The following is a 20,093-nucleotide window of genomic DNA, read 5'->3' as shown; positions in this document are numbered from 1 at the left end:
GTTATTAGTTAAATATTCATCTTCATTTTTCTAATAAACTCGATACGTTGATAAAGAGCATGAACAATTGGTATGATGTAGTAAAGGCTTTTTAAAATTATAGAGGAGCGATATTTCACATGAATATGGATTTTAATTTATTTATGAATGATGTTGTTAATCAGGCACGAAAAGAAATCGTGGCTGCTGGCTATACTGAATTAAAAACAACTGATGATGTTGCAGAAGCCCTGAATCAAAAGGGAACAACACTTGTCATGGTTAACTCTGTTTGTGGGTGCGCTGGTGGGATTGCTCGCCCTGCTGCATCTCATTCACTTCATTATGATAAGCGCCCAGACCATTTGGTGACAGTTTTTGCAGGTCAGGATAAAGAGGCAACTGCTGCTGCTCGCAATTACTTTACTGGTTATCCACCTTCATCACCATCCTTTGCATTATTAAAGGATGGAAAGCTATGTACGATGATTGAGCGCCATGAAATTGAAGGCCATGAACCGATGGCTGTTATTCAAAAGCTTCAAAATGCATTTGAACAATATTGTCAGGATGTTTAAATATCATGAAAGTCTCGATTTTTCGAGGCTTTTTTTTTTAGGCAATGTTAAACTTCTCTGTTGATTTCTACTGCAGGCGCTTAGCGACCACAGGCGGTCCAGAAGCCTCCTCGCAGCTTCCGCTCCAATCAACAACAAAATAGCATCAACAACACTGAGCTTTAACACAGACTTTATATAAAATACTCAAAAAAGATTTATCAGAATAATAAAATATTTGATATTTTATAATTTTTATTGCATAAATATAATCATGTGTTAAAATACACAAAGGTGAATAATTATTAATTCCAAAGAAGTGCTTGAAAATTAATAGACTATCGCTAATGATATATTTTAATAATATTAATTTTCGGAAAATTATAGGGGGAAAACAAATATGAAAAAAATATTTTCTTATTTTTTCATTAGTATTCTATTAATTGGATTACTTTCAGCATGCGGTACTAGCGACAAAGATTCATCGAATGGTTCAGGAGAAAATGGATCAAATAAGAAAGTTTTAACGATGGGAACATCGGCAGACTATGCACCGTTTGAATATATTGATACTGCAAAAGGCGATGAAATAATCGGGGTTGATGCTGATATTGCGAAGGCTGTTGCAGAAAAGCTAGGCTATGAAGTTAAATTTCAAGATATGGATTTCGGCGGTTTAATTCAGGCGCTTCAATCGGGTCAAGTAGATTTTGTTATGTCAGCAATGTCAGCAACGAAAGATAGAAAAAAAAGCGTGGATTTTAGTGAGACCTATTATACTTCAAAGCACATCATCGTATCACAAAAGGACAGCGGAATTAAAAGTGTTGAAGACCTTAGTAAGAAAAAGGTTGGTGTGCAGCTAGGATCGATCCAAGAAGAAAAAGCGAAAAAATTAGCTAAAGAAGTAGACATGACTGTTGAGAATCGTAACCGTATTCCTGAAATCATTCAAGAAATCAAAGCGGGTCGTTTTGATGCAGCGGTCATTGAGGATACAGTAGCTAAAGGATATTTAGATAATAATCCTGATTTAGAAGGTTTCACAATTGAGGACGCAGACGGTGGATACGCAATTGCGTTTCCAAAGAATAGTAAGTTAACAGAGGAATTCAATAAAGTGTTAAAAGAAATGATTGACAATGGTGAGATAGATGCCATTATCAAAAAATGGTTTGAATAAAGCTAGCTTTGTATGTACTGTTGTTTATACGTTCAGAAGTGACCAAAGCTTCTGAACGTTTTTGCCCTTAGCTTATGAGGGAGATAACTTTATATTGTACGAAAACAATATGATTGCAGATATATTTACTGCTTAGAAAATCTGAGCACTCTTGGAAGGAATTAACGAACGCCAATTGTTTCTAATAGTTTACTTAGATAGTGAGAGGACTGAGTTTCCGGATGAATCTTGACTTTTCTTCCATTCTCCCTTCCCTGCCATATATATTAAAAGGTATAGGTGTTACGCTCCAAATTGTAGGATTAGCAGGTTTATTAGGGTTTTTACTTGGAATTATTTTATCACTTTTTAAAATTAGTTCATTTAAACCACTTGTTTGGTTTGCTGATGCCTACACATCCATATTTCGTGGTACTCCTTTAGTTTTGCAGCTAATGATCATTTATTTTGGATCACCACAAATATTTGGTTATCAAATCGAACCAATTACAGCCGCTGTTTCGGCATTTGGGATGAATTCTGCAGCATATATCTCGGAAATCATTCGTGCTGGAATTCTTGCAGTTGATAAGGGACAAAGTGAGGCCGCTATGGCACTTGGAGTTCCTTACAGAAAGATGATGCTTCATATTATTTTGCCGCAAGCATTGAAAAATATTTTGCCAGCATTATTAAATGAGTTCATCACCTTAACAAAGGAATCTGCGATCGTGACAACGATCGGAGTTATGGATATCATGCGCAGAGCTTATCAAGTCGGTGCGGACAAGTTCCGCTTCATCGAGCCATTATTATTAGCAGGTCTCATTTATTACTTAATGGTAATCATTTTAACAATCCTCGGAAAAGCATTAGAAAGAAGGATGAGACGCGGTGATTAAAATTGAAAATTTATATAAACAGTTCGGAAAGCTTGAAGTATTAAAAGGTATTTCAACTACAATTAAAGAGGGAGAGGTCGTTGCCATTATCGGTCCATCTGGTTCAGGGAAATCGACTTTTCTCCGCTGTATCAATTTTTTAGAGAAGCCAACAAATGGACGAATTTGGATTAGAGATCAAGAGATAACAGATAAAAAAACAAATATTATGAAGGTTCGTCAAAATGTTGGAATGGTTTTTCAGCATTTTCACCTTTTTCCCCATAAAACAGTCCTACAAAATTTAACGTATGCTCCTATGAATGTAAGAGGCCTTTCCAAGCCTGAAGCTGAAAAAATTGGGATGGAGCTATTAAGTAAAGTTGGATTGTCTGACAAAGCCGATACTTATCCAAATCGGTTATCAGGGGGGCAAAAGCAAAGGGTAGCCATCGCTCGGGCGCTTGCGATGGAGCCAGAAGTGATGTTATTTGATGAGCCGACATCTGCCCTTGACCCAGAGATGGTCAAAGAGGTGTTAGATGTTATGAAAACATTAGCCGATACTGGAATGACAATGGCAATAGTCACGCATGAAATGGGTTTTGCGAGAGAAGTTGCTGATCGAGTTCTTTTTTTGGACGGCGGGGTTCTTGTGGAGGATGCTCCACCAAATGAATTCTTTACAAATCCATCATCAGATCGGGCAAAGGATTTCTTGAAGAAAGTATTATAAAGTTAATAGTGTATTGTTTTTTCCCCATTATTTTTGATAATATAGCATTTTGAAGATGATCTCTATTGATCATCTTCTTTTTTTGGGACATAATTTAATAAGAAGCTATATAATTATATCGCAAGATAATGGACATAAATAGGAGTTTATACATATGAAGTTTCGTATTGGATATCGAACCATAAAAACAGCAATTGGCACTTCAGCAGCGATTATTTTGGCTCAAATTCTAGGTTTTGAAAACTTCACATCAGCTGGAATAATAACAATTCTATGTATACAAGTAACGAAAAAGAAATCACTTCGAGCGTCGTGGGATCGTTTTTTTGCTTGTTTATTAGCAATGGTTTTTTGTGCAATTATTTTCGAAGGAATTGCCTACCATCCATTAATGATTGGACTACTGCTTCTTTTATTTATTCCTACTGCTGTTATGCTTAGGAAGAGCGATGGAATTGTTACTAGCAGTGTAATCATATTACATATTTACTCAGCTGGCCAAATGACATGGGATATTATTTTGAATGAAATAGGCATCATTACGATCGGAATCGGTGTTGCGCTTGTCGCCAATATTTTTATGCCTAGCCTTGATATCAAGCTGAGAGAATATCAGGTGCAAATAGAAGAGAATTTCAAAAGAATTTTTGATGAAATTGTTAAATATTTACGGACAAATGAAAGCGACTGGGATGGGTACGAAATTACTGAAACGACAAAATTAATTGAACAGGCTGAATCATTAGCATTTCGAGATGTTGAAAATCATTTCCTCCGAAATGAAAATGTTTATTTTCATTATTTCAAAATGAGGGAAAAACAATTTGAGATTATTGAACGTGTACTGCCAATCGTCACTTCGATCTCACATACGGTTGAACAGGGGGAGATGATAGCTGACTTTATTGAAGAACTAGCGGAAAATATTCATCCTGGAAATACAGCTGATCACTTCTTAGACAAGCTTTTCGTCATGAAAGCTTCTTTTAAAAGAATGGATTTACCGAAGACTAGACAGGAATTTGAAGCAAGGGCTGCCCTTTTTCAATTTGTTCGAGAAATGGAACAGTATTTATGGGTCAAAAGCTCAACAAAAGAGCTGCCCAAAGGAAAAAAAGTGCATGGACATGCTAATTCTGGTAAAAACTAAGGGGAAAACAAAAGAAGGAACTCCTTCTAGAAAATAGTTGGTGATTATATGCTCAAAATAATTTCAGCTGTTTGCCTTACTTTTATCTTTTCCCCAATTTGGCCATTAGGACAAAACCCAATGCCAGGAGATCCATTTATTATCGTAAATAAAAAAAACAACGAAGTGGCCTATATTAAAGACAATAAAGTGCAAACGGTAATGGCTGCAGCAACTGGAAAAACGGAAGATTTAACACCGGAAGGATTTTTTACTATTACGGTAAAAGCGGTGGAGCCATACTACCGTAAGAAGGATATTAAGGGTGGAGATCCTAATAATCCGTTAGGTACAAGATGGATTGGCTTTGATGCTGCCGAAACAGATGGAAGGATCTATGGGATTCATGGTACTAATGATCCATCCTCGATTGGAAAATATGTATCTCAAGGCTGTATCCGACTGCAGAATGAGACAGTAGAATCCTTATATGATATTGTTCCAATTGGAACAAAAATTTTAATTGTTACTTCTTCTGATAACTTTGAACAGATTGGGAGAGTATATGGCGCGATTAAGTGAAATTTCCTTATTGGAAGTCTCACTCTAATTTAATCATTAAAAAAGGGACTGTTTCGAGACAGTCCCTTTTTGATGATTAACTAAGATCTACTATAAAAACATTGTCGCGCCCACGGCCAATGAAGAAGCTAACATTGCAAAAATCATTAAATAAACAACAATTTTTCGCGTTTTTTTATTAGACAAATAAATTCCTCCTTAAATCTATTTTCTCTTATTCCTATTTTACTAAGAAAAATGAAAATGAACAACCGTTCGATTGTTTAAAGGAATTTTCGACATTATTAGAGAATTCTTAATGTAAATCTATTTTTATTATTGTCAGAAAAGCTTATAATTTTTAAAGGTAGTGATTTGTTTAGCAAATTGAGAGGGGAAACAACTATGATCAAAAAAGTAGACCATATCGGGATTGCAGTTCGCTCACTTGATGAGGCACTGCCTTTTTATACGGAGATTCTAAAGCTCCCGCTGTTAGGAATTGAAGAAGTAGAGAGTGAAAAGCTAAAGGTAGCCTTCCTAAAAGCTGGTGAAACAAAGCTTGAGTTATTAGAGCCAACAAGCCAGGAAAGTGCTGTGGCAAAGTTCATTGAAAAACGCGGCGAAGGTCTTCATCATGTGGCCTTAGGTGTTGATTCAATTCAAGAACGTATCAATGAAATGAAAGAAAAAGGAATCAGGATGCTTCAGGACTCGCCAAAAATTGGGGCCGGCGGTGCCGAAGTAGCATTTATGCATCCGAAATCAACTGGCAGCGTTCTATATGAATTTTGTGAAAAGAAAGGATTGGAGCAATAATGGCAGATATCTATGAGAAAATTAATGAATTATATGATCGCAGAAGAGAAATTGAATTAGGTGGCGGAGATGAGAGAATTGAAAAGCAACATGAAAAAGGAAAGCTTACTGCTAGGGAGCGGATTGATCTATTAGTTGATCCAGGTACATTTGTTGAGCTTAATCCTTTTATTGAGCATCGCTGTACAGACTTTGGACTTGAGAGTCAAAAAGGGCCTGGAGATGGTGTTGTAACAGGTTATGGAAAAGTAAATGGCAGGCCAATTTTTTTATTTTCACAAGATTTCACAGTGTTTGGCGGAGCACTTGGGGAAATGCATGCTAAAAAAATTGCGAATGTTATGGACTTAGCAGCACAAAATGGTACACCATTTGTGGGCTTAAATGATTCTGGTGGTGCAAGGATTCAAGAAGGTGTAGTTTCTCTGGATGGCTATGGACATATTTTTTATAGAAATTCGATATACTCAGGTGTAATTCCGCAGATTTCAGTGATTATGGGACCATGTGCGGGTGGTGCGGTTTATTCGCCGGCAATTACGGATTTTGTTTTCATGGTAGAGAAGACAAGTCAGATGTTTATTACCGGTCCGAAGGTTATTGAAACGGTAACAGGTGAGAAAATTTCGTCTGAAGATCTTGGTGGTGCGAGTGTACATAATACAATAAGTGGTAATGCACATTTTAAAGGGGAGACAGAAGCTGAGGTCATCGAACAGGTTCGCCGATTATTAAGCTTCCTGCCGCAAAATAATACGGAAAAGCCTCCGATGGCAGAGGCAGTTGAAGATGATGATTACCGTCCGGACTTAACAGATATCATTCCATTTGATGCTGTACGTCCATACGATGTCCGTAAAGTCATCGAGCAGGTAGTGGATGCAGGCTCCTTTATGGAGGTTCAGCAGGATTTTGCCAAAAACATAGTCGTTGGTTTAGCGAGAATGAAAGGGGAGGTTGTCGGTCTTGTGTGTAATCAGCCGAAATTTATGGCTGGGGGATTAGATATCGATTCATCTGATAAAGCAGCAAGATTTATTCGTTTTTGTGACTCCTTCAACATTCCGATTATAACATTTGAAGATGTTACGGGTTTCTTCCCTGGAGTAAAACAGGAGCATGGCGGAATAATCCGTCACGGCGCGAAAATTCTTTATGCTTATTCTGAAGCGACTGTTCCAAAGCTTACAGTCATTTTACGAAAAGCCTTCGGTGGTGCTTATGTTGCTTTAAATAGTAAAGCAATTGGAGCTGATCTTGTTTTTGCATGGCCAAATGCGGAAGTGGCTGTAATGGGCCCACAAGGAGCGGCGAATATTATTTTTGCTAGAGAAATTCAAAACAGTGATGATCCAGAAGCTACAAGAGCACAGAAAATTGAAGAGTACCGCGAGAAATTTGCGAATCCTTATGTTGCTGCAAGCAGAGGAATGGTCGACGATGTGATCGATCCACGCGAGACAAGAATCAAGCTTATCCAATCTCTAGAAATGCTAAGGAATAAACAGGAAAAAAGACCGAAGAAGAAGCATGGAAATATCCCATTGTAACATGGGAAAATCTTGAAGTGGCGAATGCCTTTTATACGATTTTTTTAAAGACCATCTTGAAACTTCAAATCCATTTAAGTACGTTAATAAACTTAAAAATTTCCATTATCTTGAACATAAAGTAGTTTCTTATCTTTTGCAATTAGAGTTTATAAAGGTATACTAATAAAGGAAACGTAAAATATTGGAGGCAATAGTAATGATTAATCAAGATCGCTTGCTTAACGAATTTTTAGAGCTTGTACAAATCGATTCTGAAACAAAATATGAAACAGAAATTGCAAAAGTTTTAAAGAAAAAATTCAGTGATTTAGGTGTTGAAGTTTTTGAGGACGATACAACAGCACAGACGGGTCATGGTGCAGGCAACTTGATTTGTACGCTTCAAGGTACAAAAGATGGTGTTGATACGATCTATTTTACTTCTCATATGGATACAGTAGTTCCTGCAAAAGGTGTAAAGCCTTCAATCAAGGATGGCTTTGTTGTATCAGATGGTACAACTATTCTAGGAGCAGATGATAAAACAGGGCTGGCCGTCATGCTTGAAATTATTAAGGTGTTAAAAGAGCAAAGTATACCTCATGGAACGATTCAATTTATTATTACAGTCGGTGAAGAATCGGGATTAGTTGGAGCAAAAGCCCTTGATTCATCATTAGTTACTGCTAAATATGGCTATGCATTAGATAGTGATGGCAAAGTAGGGAATATTATTGTTGCAGCACCAACTCAAGCAAAAGTAAAGGCGACGATTTTTGGAAAAACAGCCCATGCAGGTGTTGCTCCAGAAAAAGGCGTTTCTGCTATTACAATCGCGTCTAAGGCGATCTCTAGAATGCCTTTAGGCCGAATTGATGAGGAAACAACAGCAAATATTGGCCGCTTTGAAGGTGGAACACAAACGAATATCGTATGTGATCGTGTTGATATTCTAGCAGAGGCGCGCTCTTTAATTAATGAGAAAATGGAAGAGCAAGTGCGTAAAATGAAAGAAGCTTTTGAAAGTGCTGCTAATGAAATGGGCGGAAAAGCAGAAGTTGAAGTTCAAGTTATGTATCCTGGTTTCAAATTTGGTGAAGGAGACCATGTAGTCGAGGTTGCACGTAGAGCCGCGGCAAAAATTGGCCGTAGCTGTGAATTATTAAATAGCGGGGGCGGCAGTGATGCAAATGTAATTGCAGGCTTTGGCATCCCAACCGTTAACTTGGCAGTCGGTTACGAGGAAATCCACACAACGAACGAACGCATGCCAATTGAAGAGCTGAATAAGCTAGCTGAAATGGTTATTGCGATCATTGAGGAAATCGCTGCATAATCATATTTGGAAAAATAGAGTGTGAAATCTAATAGGATTTTCACTCTATTTTTTTTGGCTAATCGGAAAGTTTAAGTTTTTTTAACGTATTAAAGTAAAGTATGTTTTCAATAAAATATCTGCTAATAAGATCGCATAAGAAAAACTAAGGCATTCACCAAAAAGGACTTGGCGAACGCCAAGTTTTTCTAAAAGTCACCGATGGCTATGAATTTCAGTATTACAGATAAATTCTCTTCAAAAATTCATCCTCCTTTAGTAATATTGATATAGGGGAAAATGCCCACTTGATTTACTGGAGGTATTATTTTGGAAGAGACAAATAAAGTTGTTGTTTTTCAAGTTGGGAATGAGGAATACGCTATTCCAATCCGATTTGTCGTATCAATAGAGAAAATGGAAGGCGTTACACCAATTCCGCATTTACCTGCTTATGTAAATGGGATATTCAATGTAAGGGGAGAGCTTATCCCTGTTATCGATTTTGAAAGAGTTCTCTATAATCAATCTATTCAAGTAAAGGAATCAACGAAGATAATTGTATTGCAAACTGATGAACTTTTAATCGGTGTGGTAGTATCGGATACAAAGGAAATAATTAACATTCCAGAAGGGGTAATAAAGCAATTGGGTCTTATTGCTTATAAAAAGACAACTTATTTTACAGGAATTGCTAACTTGAATTCTAGAATTATCACATTAATTGACCCAACTCAGATGGTACAGTCCCTTGAAGGTATTAGAGAGATTCAAGAATATATGAAAGAGCAAAAAACTACATAATTGCTTATTAACAGGGGATTGTTTAAGGCATCCTCTGTTTTGTTTTTAATCGGCATTTTGAAGCGAGCATATTCAAACTCATTTTAGTCCAAAGATGAAAGGAACCTTATTAATTTGATAAAATAGTAGCAGAATAAGAACAGGGAAGTGCAGGCATGAAACATATGTATCCTAAAAATGGAAGAGTTATATTACATGTGGATATGAATAGCTTCTATGCGTCAGTCGAGATGGCTTATGATCCCTCACTAAAAGGGATGCCTCTGGCTATTGCAGGCAATCCTGAGGAACGCAGAGGAATTATTGTTACATGCAGCTATGAGGCAAGGAGCTTTGGGGTGAAAACCACGATGACGCTATGGGAGGCGAAAAAGCTTTGCCCACAGCTTATCGTAAAAAAGCCTAATTTTGATCGATATCGAGCCGCCTCTATTGGCATGTTTGAAATCTTAAATGAATATTCTTCCCTTGTTGAACCTGTATCAATTGATGAAGGCTTTATTGATATAACGGAAAGTTTTGAGCACGGAGCCCCTCTTGAAATTGCTGAAACGATTCAAAAGCAGATTTTTGAACGGCTTGATCTGCCCTGTAGTATTGGGGTCGCACCGAATAAGTTTCTAGCAAAAATGGCTTCAAATATGAAGAAGCCAATGGGAATAACAGTCCTAAGGAAAAGGGATGTTCCAAAGATACTTTGGCCGCTAGAAGTAGAAGAAATGCATGGGGTCGGTAAGAAGACAGGTGAAAAGTTACGCAGGTTAGAGATAAAAACGATTGGTGATTTAGCAAAAGCTAGTGAAATCCAGCTTAAATCTACACTTGGAATCAATGGCCATCGTCTAAAGGAAAGAGCCAATGGCATTGACAACAGGCATGTTGATCCTGACGCTGCTGCTGAATTTAAGAGTATTGGGAATTCTACTACTTTACCAAGGGACAATTCCAATCAACAGGAGCTCCTTCGTGTCATAGAAAATCTTGCAGGGACCGTTTCCGTCAGGCTAAAAAGAAAAAAGGTTCTCGCAACTTCATTAAGTGTCATGATTCGTTATAAAGATAGAAAAACAATAACAAGAAGCAAAAAACTTTCAAATCCTATTCAGAAGAGTGATGAAATTTTTGAAGCGGCGAAGCAGTTGTTTTTAAAGCATTGGAATGGTGATTCAATCCGCTTGCTAGGTATAACTGGTACGGATTTAGTGGAACAGAATGAGGCGGTTAAACAGCTAGATCTTTTTAGCTTTGAAAAAGAAGCAAAAAAGGAACCGCTTTTTCAAGTATTAAACAATTTGCGCAAGAAATACGGCTCGCAAATTATTGAACGTGCTTCAGGAATGCCTGAGTTGAAAAAACAACAGGAAAATATTGGTACGGAAACAAGTTTTAATAAAGATTTTCTGCGAGATTTACCTGATAAAAAAGATAATAAATAATTGCATATACTATTTAATCTTGCTAAAGTTAAGTGGATTATAGGCTAGAAGGGACGTTAGAAAATGGCAAAATCACAATTTGGCGTAATTGGCTTAGCGGTCATGGGAAAAAATTTGGCTATGAACATTGAGAGTAAGGGCTATACCGTGTCTGTCTACAACCGCTCACGCGAAAAAACGGATGAAATGCTTAACGAAATAAAAGGTAAAAATATTAATGGTACATATTCGCTGGCGGATTTTGTTCAATCTCTTGAAAAACCGAGAAAAATCATGCTGATGGTGAAAGCAGGAGCACCTACAGACAGCACGATTGAGCAATTAAAACCTCTGCTCGACAAGGATGATATTATCATTGATGGCGGAAATACCCTGTTCACAGACACACAACGACGTAATAAAGAATTGAGTGAATTAGGCTTCCACTTTATCGGTTCAGGGGTTTCTGGCGGTGAAGAGGGGGCATTGCTAGGACCATCGCTAATGCCTGGTGGACAAAAGGAAGCATATGATCTTATTGCTCCAATTTTCAAAGATATTTCCGCTAAAGTAAATGGTGAACCGTGTACGACCTTTATTGGCCCTGACGGTGCTGGCCATTATGTGAAAATGGTACATAATGGTATTGAATATGGGGATATGCAATTAATCGGTGAATCGTATTTTATTTTAAAGCATATTCTTGGCCTTAATGCAGATGAACTGCATAAGGTATTTGCTGATTGGAATAAAGGCGAGCTTGACAGCTATTTAGTTGAAATAACAGCAGATATTTTTACGAAGAAGGACGATGCAACTGGCAAGCCGTTAGTGGATGTTATTCTTGATACAGCTGGTCAAAAAGGTACTGGCAAGTGGACTAGTCAAAGTGCATTAGATATGGGCGTGCCGCTGCCTATTATTACAGAATCGGTATTTGCTCGCTTTATATCTGCAATGAAAGATGAACGCGTCGAGGCTAGTAAAATATTGCGCGGGCCGTCAAAAGCAGCATTTTCAGGAGACAAAAAGTCATTTATCGAATCTGTGCGTAAAGCTCTGTATATGAGTAAAATCTGCTCTTATGCCCAAGGATTTGCGCAAATGAGGGCTGCCTCTGAAGAATTCGGCTGGGATTTGCGCTATGGTGACATCGCAATGATCTTCCGTGGAGGCTGTATTATTCGCGCGCAGTTCCTTCAGAAAATTAAGGACGCCTATGATCGTGATCCATACTTGAAAAATCTTCTCCTTGACCCATATTTCAAGGAAATTGTGGAAAGCTATCAGGATGCCCTTCGCGAGATTATTAGTGTGGCTGTTCAAAATGGAATTCCTGTCCCTTGCTTCTCTGCGGCAATGTCTTATTATGACAGTTATCGCATGGAGGTACTACCAGCAAACCTGATACAGGCACAACGCGACTACTTTGGTGCACATACCTATCAGCGGGTAGATAAAGAGGGCGTGTTCCATACGAATTGGATGGAGAAATAAATCAAAAAATCGATTGGAATTTTAATCCAATCGATTTTTTTTAATACTACCTGCAACATGGATTTTACACTCCCATGGGCAAATAAGACGAAGATCCTTTATTGCTCTTAACCTTTTTAGAAAGCTGTTCTAGCAATTCTCCACATCCAAATCAGTCACAGGCCACCAGAAAAATCCGTCTTTTTCCAATAATTGATCCGCTTCTTTTGGTCCCATTGTTCCAGATTTGTAATTCGGGAAATTTTGAGCTTTGGTGTTTTCCCACACTTCAGAAATTTTATCGACAAAGCTCCAAGAAAGTGCAACCTCATCCCAATGGGTAAAATTAGTCGCGTCACCGCGCATACAATCGAATAATAGCTTTTCATATGCTTCAGGCGTATTAATTCCGTGAACTCCCTTATTGGAAAAATTTAATTTAATCGGTGTTGCATTCATATGCTGACCCGTTTTTTTCGCATTTAAATAAAGGGTAATGCCTTCTTCCGGCTGAATATGGATGACGAGCAGGTTTGGATTTAATGTTTGTTCGGGTTTGTAATACAAATTCATCGGAATATCCTTGAATTGAATAACAATTTTGGTTGACTTTGTCTTCATTCTTTTTCCTGTACGGATGTAAAACGGAACCCCCGCCCAACGGAAGTTGTCGATTAAAAGCTTACCGGCAACAAAGGTCTCCGTATTGGAAGCTGGATCGACCATCGGCTCCTCGCGATAAGCAGGAACCTCTTCATTATCCATAACTCCCTTGTCATATTGTCCGCGAATGAAAAACTCGTTTACCATATCTCCATCAAATGAGCGCATCGCTCTAAGTACCTTTACTTTTTCGGAGCGAATTTCATCCGTTGTCAGACGAATAGGGGGTTCCATTGCTAGTAGCGCTACCATTTGCAGCATATGGTTTTGCACCATATCGCGAAGAGCTCCGCTTGTTTCGTAATAGCGACCGCGCTCCTCTACCCCTAGTACCTCACTTGATGTCACCTGGATATTGGAAATGTAGCGATTGTTCCATAGCGGTTCAAAAATCGCGTTCGCAAATCGGATAACCTCAATATTTTGCACCATTTCTTTGCCTAAATAATGGTCGATCCGGTAAATTTCATCTTCTGAAAAAGCTTTACGGATTTGTTTATTCAGCTGCTTCGCCGATTCTAGGTCATGTCCGAATGGTTTTTCAATGACGAGGCGTTTGAAGCCATGCACATCAGTAAGCCCGTCCATCTTTAAATGCTCGGCAATCGTTCCGAAAAATTCAGGCGCCATCGCCAAATAAAAAACTCTATTGCCTGCTAAGCTATATTGGGTATCTAATTTTTGAGCCATTTCTTTTAAGGATAGATAAGAGCTGGAATCTGTGACATCATGTGAATGGTAGTAAAAATGCGTGATGAATTCGCTAATATCGCCAGCTTCCCCTAGTGCGGTAAGGACAGAATCCTTAACATTTTTCTGAAATTCTTCATTAGAAAGCGGTCTTCTAGCTACACCAATAACAGCAAATCGTTCAGAAAGCCTCCCTTCCTGATACAATCTATAAAGAGATGGGAATAGCTTCCTCTTTGCTAAATCTCCCGTTGCTCCAAAAATCATTATTAATCCCATCGGTTTTTCGCTATGTATCACGGTTACGGACCTCATTTCAATTCGATAATTCAATTATACCTTTCAATATTACTGCTTTTAATGGAATTGTAAAAGCTTCTATAGATAAAAAACTGTATTTTCCTCAACTTTGCCCAATTTTTCATATAGTTTTTGCGAATAATTGATTACTATCCCTCATTAGCCATATGGTATAGTAAGTATATTAATTAAGACGAACTCTGTAAGGGGGAGTTTTCTATGGATGTTTTTTTTCTAGGTACGGGTGCTGGGATGCCAGCGAAGCTACGGAATGTGACTTCAATTGCCTTGAAGCTTCTTGAAGAACGGGGAGCCATTTGGCTTTTTGATTGTGGGGAAGCGACACAGCACCAAATTTTACATACATCAATTAAACCGCGAAGAATTGAAAAGATTTTCATTACTCATCTCCACGGTGATCATATTTATGGACTACCCGGATTATTATCAAGCCGATCTTTTCAAGGCGGCATTTCAGAATTGACTTTGTACGGGCCAAAAGGACTGAAGGAATATGTTGATATTTCGCTATCGGTCAGCCAAACATATTTAAAATATCCTTTACACATAATCGAAATTGACGAGGGAATTATTTTTGAAGATGAGGCATTTGCAGTTGAAGCTCTTCTTCTCGAGCATGGTATACCTTCGTATGGCTACCGAATTATAGAGAAGGACAGACCTGGCACATTATTAGCAGACAGGCTAATGGATGCTGGCATTAAGCCTGGACCAATTTATAAACAAATTAAAAATGGCGAGCCGATACAGTTAGAGGATGGTCGAGTTCTTGAATCGAAAGTATTTTTAGGTCCATCTCAAAAAGGACGTGTGGTGACTGTGTTAGGAGATTCGCGAAAATGTAAAGCCGCTATCCAATTAGCTAAAAATGCAGATCTGGTCATTCATGAAGCCACCTTCGCAGCTGGGGAAGAAAGCCTTGCTTACGAATACTTTCATTCCACTACTTTACAAGCCGCAGCTGTTGCCAGCGAAGCAGATGCAAAAAAGCTATGTCTTACACATATAAGCTCACGATATGACCGTACGGATTGGGATAGACTTGTTCAAGAAGCGCAAAAGCTATTTCAAAATACGGTCATAGCAGAGGATTTTAAAGAAATTCATATTCCACTTGAAAAATAGATAGGAGCTGTTCAAAATAAAAACTATTTATTTAATCCGGCATGCCCAGGCTAAAGGACAGCCCATCACAGCAAATCTTACGCAAAAAGGAAAGGAACAAGCTAATTCTCTTGTACCTTTTTTCAAAAATAAAGAAATTGACCGAATTTATTCTAGTCCTTTTAAGCGTACGGTTGACACCATTCGTCCGCTGGCGGAATCGAGAGGCTTGAAAATTATTGAGGATGACAGGTTAGGAGAACGTGTCCTGAGCTCATTAAATTTAGAGGATTGGCAAGATAAGCTTCAAAAAAGTTTTGAGGATTTAAACCTTGCTTTTGAAGGGGGAGAATCCAATACCATTGCAATGGAAAGAGCAGCTTCTATGCTTCAAATGATTATCCAGTCAGATGATAAGCATATTATTCTAGTGAGTCACGGTAATTTAACGACTTTAATGCTCCGTTGTTTTGACGAGTGCTATGGATTTGAACATTTAATGGAAATGAGCAATCCAGATGTATTTGAAATTGTCATTGAGAATGAGAAAGCGACCTTAAGGAGGATTTGGGATGAGGAACTGAATTTTGACTTTTAAAAAGTTTCGATTCTTCATTTCGATAAAATTCAAAAAATTTATTGACTTGCTTAAAGATATACTATAATCTCAATAATATAAATATTATATTTAAAAAGCAATGAAGAGAATCTATTAAGTCTTATTTCCCTGTTGATAGAGAGTCAGTGGCTGGTGGAAACTGATACAAAGATAAGATGAATTTCAGCTTGGAGCTTTTCTTTACTTTTTCTATTGGAAGTAAAGACGGTTATACCGTTAACATATTAAGTGGAAAGTCACATGCTTTCAAAAAGGGTGGTACCGCGTGAATTGATCACGTCCCTTTTGAAGTGTGGGGCTTTTTTTGTTTTTAGGATAATTTTATCTTATTAATGTGTTAATGTATTATTGAAATTTTGTTAAAGAAATTGGCCAATTTCTGAATTGTTTTTACCATATAAAGGAGGAGAAGTTATGCAGCAAGGTGAACAGTGGTCTTCGAAAATTGGCTTTATATTGGCATCAGCCGGTTCAGCGATTGGACTCGGAGCGATTTGGAAGCTTCCATATGTAACGGGGATGAGCGGAGGCGGTGCATTCATTCTATTATTTTTAATATTTTCTCTGCTTATCGGTTTTCCGCTATTATTAGGTGAATTTGTTATAGGACGCAGCACTGGAAAAGAAGCAATTTCTGCTTATAAAGCGATTGCTCCGGGAACTAAATGGCATTGGATTGGGTATCTCGGCGTGTTTACTTGCTTTCTTTTACTATCTTTCTATAGTGTCATTGGCGGCTGGATTATTCAATATTTATATTATACGGTATCAGGTAAAATGACGGGCGATTATGGTGCCTTGTTTGACAGCTCGGTATCTGATTCGGTTTCCGTTCTTATATCCCAAGGTCTATTTATGGCCATCACGATTGTTGTAGTCGCTAGAGGCGTACAAAAAGGAATCGAGAAGGTTAGTAAAATATTAATGCCTGCCTTGTTTCTATTATTTATTGTATTAATTATACGTTCTCTCACATTAGATCATGCGATAGATGGGGTACGGTTCTTTTTAAAACCGGATTTTTCAAGCCTGACTTCTAAAACCGTCCTTTATGCGATGGGGCAATCATTCTTCTCATTAAGCGTAGGGGTTTCCGTCATGGTAACGTACAGCTCTTATTTATCGAAAAAGGAAAGTCTTCTCCAACCAGCTTTTTCAGTTGTTATTATGAATCTAATCATTTCAATCCTAGCTGGATTAGCTATTTTCCCAGCTGTGTTTTCATTGGGCTTTGAGCCTGAAGCAGGACCGGGATTATTATTTATTGTGTTGCCATCTGTTTTCGATCAAATTATTTTTGGAAAAATCTTTTTGCTGCTCTTCTTAGCCTTGTTCTTATTTGCGACCCTAACCTCGGCATTTTCTATGCTTGAAATCGTAGTGGCAGCTACCACTACTAAGAAGTCGAGAGGGCGCAGCACGATGTCATGGATCATAGGGGCTGCGATTTTTATAGTCGGGATTCCTTCGGCTTTATCATTCAATGTACTTTCAGACATCACATTTTTTGGGAAAATTATTTTTGACAGTGTAGATTTCCTTGTCAGCAATATCCTGATGCCGATTGGAGCACTGCTCATCTCTATCTTCGTCTCCTTTAAAATGAAGAAGGATCTATTGAGAAGTGAAATGATTCAAGGATCAAAGGGATTAAATTTTGTTTTCACAAGCTGGCACTTTTTATTACGTTATATCATACCGGTTATAATTATTGTTGTGTTCATAGATTCATTAGATATTTTTTAGAGAAAAGGGATGGAACATTTGTATCCATCCCTTTAAAATATTAAAACCACCCGCGTTCATATTGCTTTGGCGCTTCAATATCCACACCTAATTCTTTCGCAGCAGTTCGTGGCCAGTATGGGTCACGAAGCAATTCACGAGCAAGGAAAATTAAGTCAGCACGATCATTTTGCAGAATCTCTTCTGCATGTAAGGGAGAGGTAATCAAGCCAACAGCACCCGTTGCAATACCTGCTTCATTCTTAATTTTGTCTGAGAATTTTACTTGGTATCCCGGGTATGTATGGATCCTAGCTGGTACAACTGCACCTGAACTGCAATCAATAAGGTCAATTCCTTGTTCCTTCATCCAACTGCTCATTTGTACATAATTCTCAACTGTTAAGCCTTCTTCATGGTAATCGTTTGCTGAAATTCTAACGAAAAGCGGACCGTCCCATACGGATTGTATTGCTTCAATTACTTCACGCAAGAAGCGGTATCGATTTTCCATAGTACCACCGTACTCATCTATCCGGTTATTTGACAGCGGTGATAAAAATTCATTGATTAAATACCCGTGAGCTCCGTGAATTTCAATGACTTCAAATCCAGCTTTTTTTGCACGTGATGCCCCCTGCTTAAAGGCTTCTATCGTTTTGTGAATATCACTTAAAGTCATTTCCTTAGGTGTTTTGCTTTTTTCATTAAATGGAATGGCAGAGGGGGCAATGATTTCACCTTCAAGCACTGCTTTTCTGCCTGCATGGGCAAGCTGGATGCCAGGTGCAGCACCATGCTCTTTCATTAATTTGGTAAGTTCCTTCAAACCATCAATATGCTCGTCACTCCAAATACCAAGGTCGTTTGGCGAAATTCGGCCTTGAGGGGTAATAGCGGTTGCCTCCACAATAATCAGCCCAACCTGGCCCACCGCACGGCTTGAATAATGAGTCCGATGCCAATTCTCAACCATGCCATCCTCATTTGTGCAGGAATACATACACATCGGGGACATGACAATCCGGTTTTTTAATGTCGTATTTTTTATTGAAAAAGGGGTAAAAAGCTTTGCTTCCATCGAAAATGCCTCCTTTTTGTAAATTTATTTAAGTATATCAAAATGGCCTACTCCTTTTCCTCCATTTTAACTTACAACATTTTTTATTCATATATTTAGTGAATTGAAAATTTCGTGACTAGAAATAGTTCGATTGAACTTGCGTTTGTAAATAAACAGAAAATAACGAATACTTAGTTACCAAGCGTTTTTTTTCCTTTTTTAGTCTTATGTATTCATTTTCAAAAAAGCGAGAGGAAACGGAGAAATATCGTAGAAATCTTACATTGTTTTTACATAAAAAAGGGTGGAGGAATGGAGAATGAATAAGCTTTGGAAGGTATTAAGTTCAACAGCTTTAGCTGCATCGTTATTGGCTGTACCGAATGTTGGTTTTGCTGAGCCAGGGCCAAGTCCACAACAAGGGGATAATCTATCGATTGAAGGGTTTATCAACTATGATCAACTTACAAAGAAGCTAGAGCAGATCCAGAAATCTAGCCAAGGCAAAGTAAAGGTTGAAACGGCTGGTAAAACAAATTTAGGGCGTGACATCTATAAGGTAACGGTTGGCCATGGAGATAAGGTTGTATTAATCGAGAGTGAGATTCATGGAAATGAGAAAACAGGAACAGTTGCCCTTTTAAACATTTTGCAAAATCTTGGATCAAGCAATTCACAAGAAGCGAAAAAGATTTTGGATGAGCTGACAATCGTCGCCATTCCAATGATGAACGCTGATGGCTCTGAGCTTGACCGCCGTGCGAATGACATGGATTGGGCGGAGGTAGTTGCGAAATTCCCTCAGTTAGCAAATGTCCAGCCTGCCTGGAATTATTACAATTATCCTGGAAGTTATAATTATAATCTCAACCCAGGATTTGATGTGAACCGAGACTTTAATCCAGACTTGAACTATGTTCCAAAGCCTGAAGATTTCCCTGGTGCATCTAATAAATACGGCTGGTTTATTACACCAGAAGCGCAAACAGTTAGAGATGTTTACAAGGGCTTAAAGGAACAATTCGGAAAAGTGGATGTGTTCGTTGATCTTCATCATCAAGGATTCCCTTACGTAGAAGGTACGGATGATCGTGTGACGATGTCTATTTCAGGAAAGTTCGTCAAGCATCCAAACAGCCCTGGCGGTGAAAAATATGCTGCGTACGCTGAGAACTATAATTATGATTTTTCAAGACAATTGAATTTAGCGGCATATAACGCACTTCAGGAAAAAGGCAATTCTGTATTTACAAATATTTCATTGTACGATCAAAATATTGACTTACCAGGAACAGCTTTAGGCGCGTTTGCATTAAATGGGAGCGGAACAGTTCTTTTTGAAGTAAGTGGGCAAACGCAAAATTTTGGTCAAAAGAAGAGAGGGCAGCTCGTAAAAACGGTTGAAACAGGTCTCATGGGCATTATTAATGGCGTGACAGATGGATCTGTATATCAATTAAATCCAGAAGAATATGAAAGCATTCCGTTAAGCGTAAGAACTCCAGGCGGATTATAAAAAATATTTGTTCATTTGCCGCCAAT

Annotated in this window: 19 protein-coding genes and 1 other annotated feature; of the genes, 16 read left to right on the top strand and 3 right to left on the bottom strand. The window is 38.2% G+C overall.

Going from position 1 to position 20,093, the window contains the following annotated elements:
* The first annotated feature begins 119 nt into the window (after nucleotides 1-119).
* The 6 genes from KHA94_RS13300 to KHA94_RS13275 all read left to right on the top strand — a co-directional run bounded on the left by KHA94_RS13300 (nucleotide 120) and on the right by KHA94_RS13275 (nucleotide 5,026).
* Nucleotides 120-557 carry a BrxA/BrxB family bacilliredoxin gene (locus tag KHA94_RS13300; protein WP_213102622.1) on the top strand — a complete coding sequence of 146 codons (438 nt, stop codon included), beginning with the start codon at nucleotides 120-122 and terminating at the stop codon, nucleotides 555-557.
* 379 nt (nucleotides 558-936) lie between these two features.
* A complete protein-coding gene (locus KHA94_RS13295) occupies nucleotides 937-1,719 on the top strand; it encodes a transporter substrate-binding domain-containing protein (protein ID WP_213102621.1) in 783 nt (260 codons plus the stop codon).
* A gap of 221 nt (nucleotides 1,720-1,940) precedes the next feature.
* On the top strand, nucleotides 1,941-2,600 hold the full coding sequence (locus tag KHA94_RS13290) for an amino acid ABC transporter permease (RefSeq protein WP_213102620.1): 660 nt from the start codon (nucleotides 1,941-1,943) through the stop codon (nucleotides 2,598-2,600).
* Nucleotides 2,593-3,315 carry an amino acid ABC transporter ATP-binding protein gene (locus KHA94_RS13285; protein WP_213102619.1) on the top strand — a complete coding sequence of 241 codons (723 nt, stop codon included), beginning with the start codon at nucleotides 2,593-2,595 and terminating at the stop codon, nucleotides 3,313-3,315. The genes KHA94_RS13290 and KHA94_RS13285 overlap by 8 nt, the downstream gene beginning before the upstream one ends.
* A gap of 154 nt (nucleotides 3,316-3,469) precedes the next feature.
* Complete coding sequence (locus tag KHA94_RS13280) at nucleotides 3,470-4,465, top strand: aromatic acid exporter family protein (protein ID WP_213102618.1); 996 nt, start codon at nucleotides 3,470-3,472, stop codon at nucleotides 4,463-4,465.
* Nucleotides 4,466-4,513: 48 nt separating this feature from the next.
* Complete coding sequence (locus tag KHA94_RS13275) at nucleotides 4,514-5,026, top strand: L,D-transpeptidase (RefSeq protein ID WP_213102617.1); 513 nt, start codon at nucleotides 4,514-4,516, stop codon at nucleotides 5,024-5,026.
* 90 nt (nucleotides 5,027-5,116) lie between these two features.
* Here KHA94_RS13275 and prli42 read toward each other — a convergent pair whose 3' ends face one another.
* Nucleotides 5,117-5,212 carry a stressosome-associated protein Prli42 gene (gene prli42 / locus KHA94_RS26300; RefSeq protein ID WP_213102616.1) on the bottom strand — a complete coding sequence of 32 codons (96 nt, stop codon included), beginning with the start codon at nucleotides 5,210-5,212 and terminating at the stop codon, nucleotides 5,117-5,119.
* 198 nt (nucleotides 5,213-5,410) lie between these two features.
* Here prli42 and mce point away from each other — a divergent pair, with 198 nt between their 5' ends.
* The 6 genes from mce (at nucleotide 5,411) to gndA (ending at nucleotide 12,387) form a co-directional block, all read left to right on the top strand.
* Entirely contained in the window at nucleotides 5,411-5,824 is a 414-nt protein-coding gene (gene mce / locus KHA94_RS13265; protein WP_213102615.1) for a methylmalonyl-CoA epimerase, read from the top strand.
* Nucleotides 5,824-7,374 carry an acyl-CoA carboxylase subunit beta gene (locus tag KHA94_RS13260; protein WP_213102614.1) on the top strand — a complete coding sequence of 517 codons (1,551 nt, stop codon included), beginning with the start codon at nucleotides 5,824-5,826 and terminating at the stop codon, nucleotides 7,372-7,374. Before mce ends, KHA94_RS13260 begins: the two co-directional genes overlap by 1 nt.
* Nucleotides 7,375-7,573: 199 nt before the next feature.
* A complete protein-coding gene (locus KHA94_RS13255; RefSeq protein ID WP_213102613.1) occupies nucleotides 7,574-8,692 on the top strand; it encodes a tripeptidase T in 1,119 nt (372 codons plus the stop codon).
* A 309-nt stretch (nucleotides 8,693-9,001) separates the two neighbouring features.
* On the top strand, nucleotides 9,002-9,475 hold the full coding sequence (locus tag KHA94_RS13250; protein WP_213102612.1) for a chemotaxis protein CheW: 474 nt from the start codon (nucleotides 9,002-9,004) through the stop codon (nucleotides 9,473-9,475).
* A 155-nt stretch (nucleotides 9,476-9,630) separates the two neighbouring features.
* Nucleotides 9,631-10,911: a DNA polymerase IV gene (locus tag KHA94_RS13245; protein ID WP_213102611.1), complete on the top strand. Its 1,281-nt coding sequence runs from the start codon at nucleotides 9,631-9,633 to the stop codon at nucleotides 10,909-10,911.
* A gap of 63 nt (nucleotides 10,912-10,974) precedes the next feature.
* Nucleotides 10,975-12,387 carry an NADP-dependent phosphogluconate dehydrogenase gene (gndA, locus tag KHA94_RS13240; protein ID WP_213102610.1) on the top strand — a complete coding sequence of 471 codons (1,413 nt, stop codon included), beginning with the start codon at nucleotides 10,975-10,977 and terminating at the stop codon, nucleotides 12,385-12,387.
* A 129-nt stretch (nucleotides 12,388-12,516) separates the two neighbouring features.
* Here the strand turns inward: gndA and zwf are convergent, their stop codons facing one another.
* A complete protein-coding gene (zwf, locus tag KHA94_RS13235; RefSeq protein ID WP_213103243.1) occupies nucleotides 12,517-13,986 on the bottom strand; it encodes a glucose-6-phosphate dehydrogenase in 1,470 nt (489 codons plus the stop codon).
* A gap of 252 nt (nucleotides 13,987-14,238) precedes the next feature.
* Between zwf and rnz the strand changes: the two genes are divergently transcribed.
* The 3 genes from rnz to KHA94_RS13220 all read left to right on the top strand — a co-directional run bounded on the left by rnz (nucleotide 14,239) and on the right by KHA94_RS13220 (nucleotide 17,509).
* A complete protein-coding gene (rnz, locus tag KHA94_RS13230; protein ID WP_213102609.1) occupies nucleotides 14,239-15,165 on the top strand; it encodes a ribonuclease Z in 927 nt (308 codons plus the stop codon).
* A gap of 7 nt (nucleotides 15,166-15,172) precedes the next feature.
* A complete protein-coding gene (locus tag KHA94_RS13225; protein WP_249365530.1) occupies nucleotides 15,173-15,742 on the top strand; it encodes a histidine phosphatase family protein in 570 nt (189 codons plus the stop codon).
* Between the two features lie 91 nt (nucleotides 15,743-15,833).
* Nucleotides 15,834-16,050 (top strand) — a binding site (T-box leader).
* A 127-nt stretch (nucleotides 16,051-16,177) separates the two neighbouring features.
* A complete protein-coding gene (locus tag KHA94_RS13220; RefSeq protein ID WP_213102608.1) occupies nucleotides 16,178-17,509 on the top strand; it encodes a sodium-dependent transporter in 1,332 nt (443 codons plus the stop codon).
* 40 nt (nucleotides 17,510-17,549) lie between these two features.
* Here the strand turns inward: KHA94_RS13220 and namA are convergent, their stop codons facing one another.
* Entirely contained in the window at nucleotides 17,550-18,569 is a 1,020-nt protein-coding gene (gene namA, locus KHA94_RS13215; protein ID WP_213102607.1) for an NADPH dehydrogenase NamA, read from the bottom strand.
* A gap of 301 nt (nucleotides 18,570-18,870) precedes the next feature.
* On the opposite strand from namA, the gene KHA94_RS13210 reads away from it, so the two are divergent.
* Nucleotides 18,871-20,067, top strand: a complete 1,197-nt coding sequence (locus KHA94_RS13210; RefSeq protein ID WP_213102606.1) for a M14 family zinc carboxypeptidase — start codon at nucleotides 18,871-18,873, stop codon at nucleotides 20,065-20,067.
* Nucleotides 20,068-20,093 lie beyond the last annotated feature (26 nt).

Origin of the sequence: Cytobacillus citreus, from assembly GCF_018343665.1 — a bacterium.
In the GTDB taxonomy this organism is placed as follows: domain Bacteria; phylum Bacillota; class Bacilli; order Bacillales; family Cytobacillaceae; genus Cytobacillus; species Cytobacillus citreus.
The sequence above is the reverse complement of the archived record's forward strand: the minus strand, read 5'-3'. Positions and strand labels throughout refer to the sequence as shown.

Coding starts and splice junctions, on each gene's coding strand:
- zwf (WP_213103243.1), bottom strand. CDS start 13,986: ATGATTTTTGGAGCAACGGGAGATTTAGCAAAGAGGAAGCTATTCCCA.
- KHA94_RS13210 (WP_213102606.1), top strand. CDS start 18,871: ATGAATAAGCTTTGGAAGGTATTAAGTTCAACAGCTTTAGCTGCATCG.
- rnz (WP_213102609.1), top strand. CDS start 14,239: ATGGATGTTTTTTTTCTAGGTACGGGTGCTGGGATGCCAGCGAAGCTA.
- KHA94_RS13255 (WP_213102613.1), top strand. CDS start 7,574: ATGATTAATCAAGATCGCTTGCTTAACGAATTTTTAGAGCTTGTACAA.
- mce (WP_213102615.1), top strand. CDS start 5,411: ATGATCAAAAAAGTAGACCATATCGGGATTGCAGTTCGCTCACTTGAT.
- gndA (WP_213102610.1), top strand. CDS start 10,975: ATGGCAAAATCACAATTTGGCGTAATTGGCTTAGCGGTCATGGGAAAA.
- KHA94_RS13280 (WP_213102618.1), top strand. CDS start 3,470: ATGAAGTTTCGTATTGGATATCGAACCATAAAAACAGCAATTGGCACT.
- namA (WP_213102607.1), bottom strand. CDS start 18,569: ATGGAAGCAAAGCTTTTTACCCCTTTTTCAATAAAAAATACGACATTA.
- KHA94_RS13300 (WP_213102622.1), top strand. CDS start 120: ATGAATATGGATTTTAATTTATTTATGAATGATGTTGTTAATCAGGCA.
- KHA94_RS13245 (WP_213102611.1), top strand. CDS start 9,631: ATGAAACATATGTATCCTAAAAATGGAAGAGTTATATTACATGTGGAT.
- KHA94_RS13260 (WP_213102614.1), top strand. CDS start 5,824: ATGGCAGATATCTATGAGAAAATTAATGAATTATATGATCGCAGAAGA.
- KHA94_RS13220 (WP_213102608.1), top strand. CDS start 16,178: ATGCAGCAAGGTGAACAGTGGTCTTCGAAAATTGGCTTTATATTGGCA.
- KHA94_RS13290 (WP_213102620.1), top strand. CDS start 1,941: ATGAATCTTGACTTTTCTTCCATTCTCCCTTCCCTGCCATATATATTA.
- KHA94_RS13275 (WP_213102617.1), top strand. CDS start 4,514: ATGCTCAAAATAATTTCAGCTGTTTGCCTTACTTTTATCTTTTCCCCA.
- KHA94_RS13295 (WP_213102621.1), top strand. CDS start 937: ATGAAAAAAATATTTTCTTATTTTTTCATTAGTATTCTATTAATTGGA.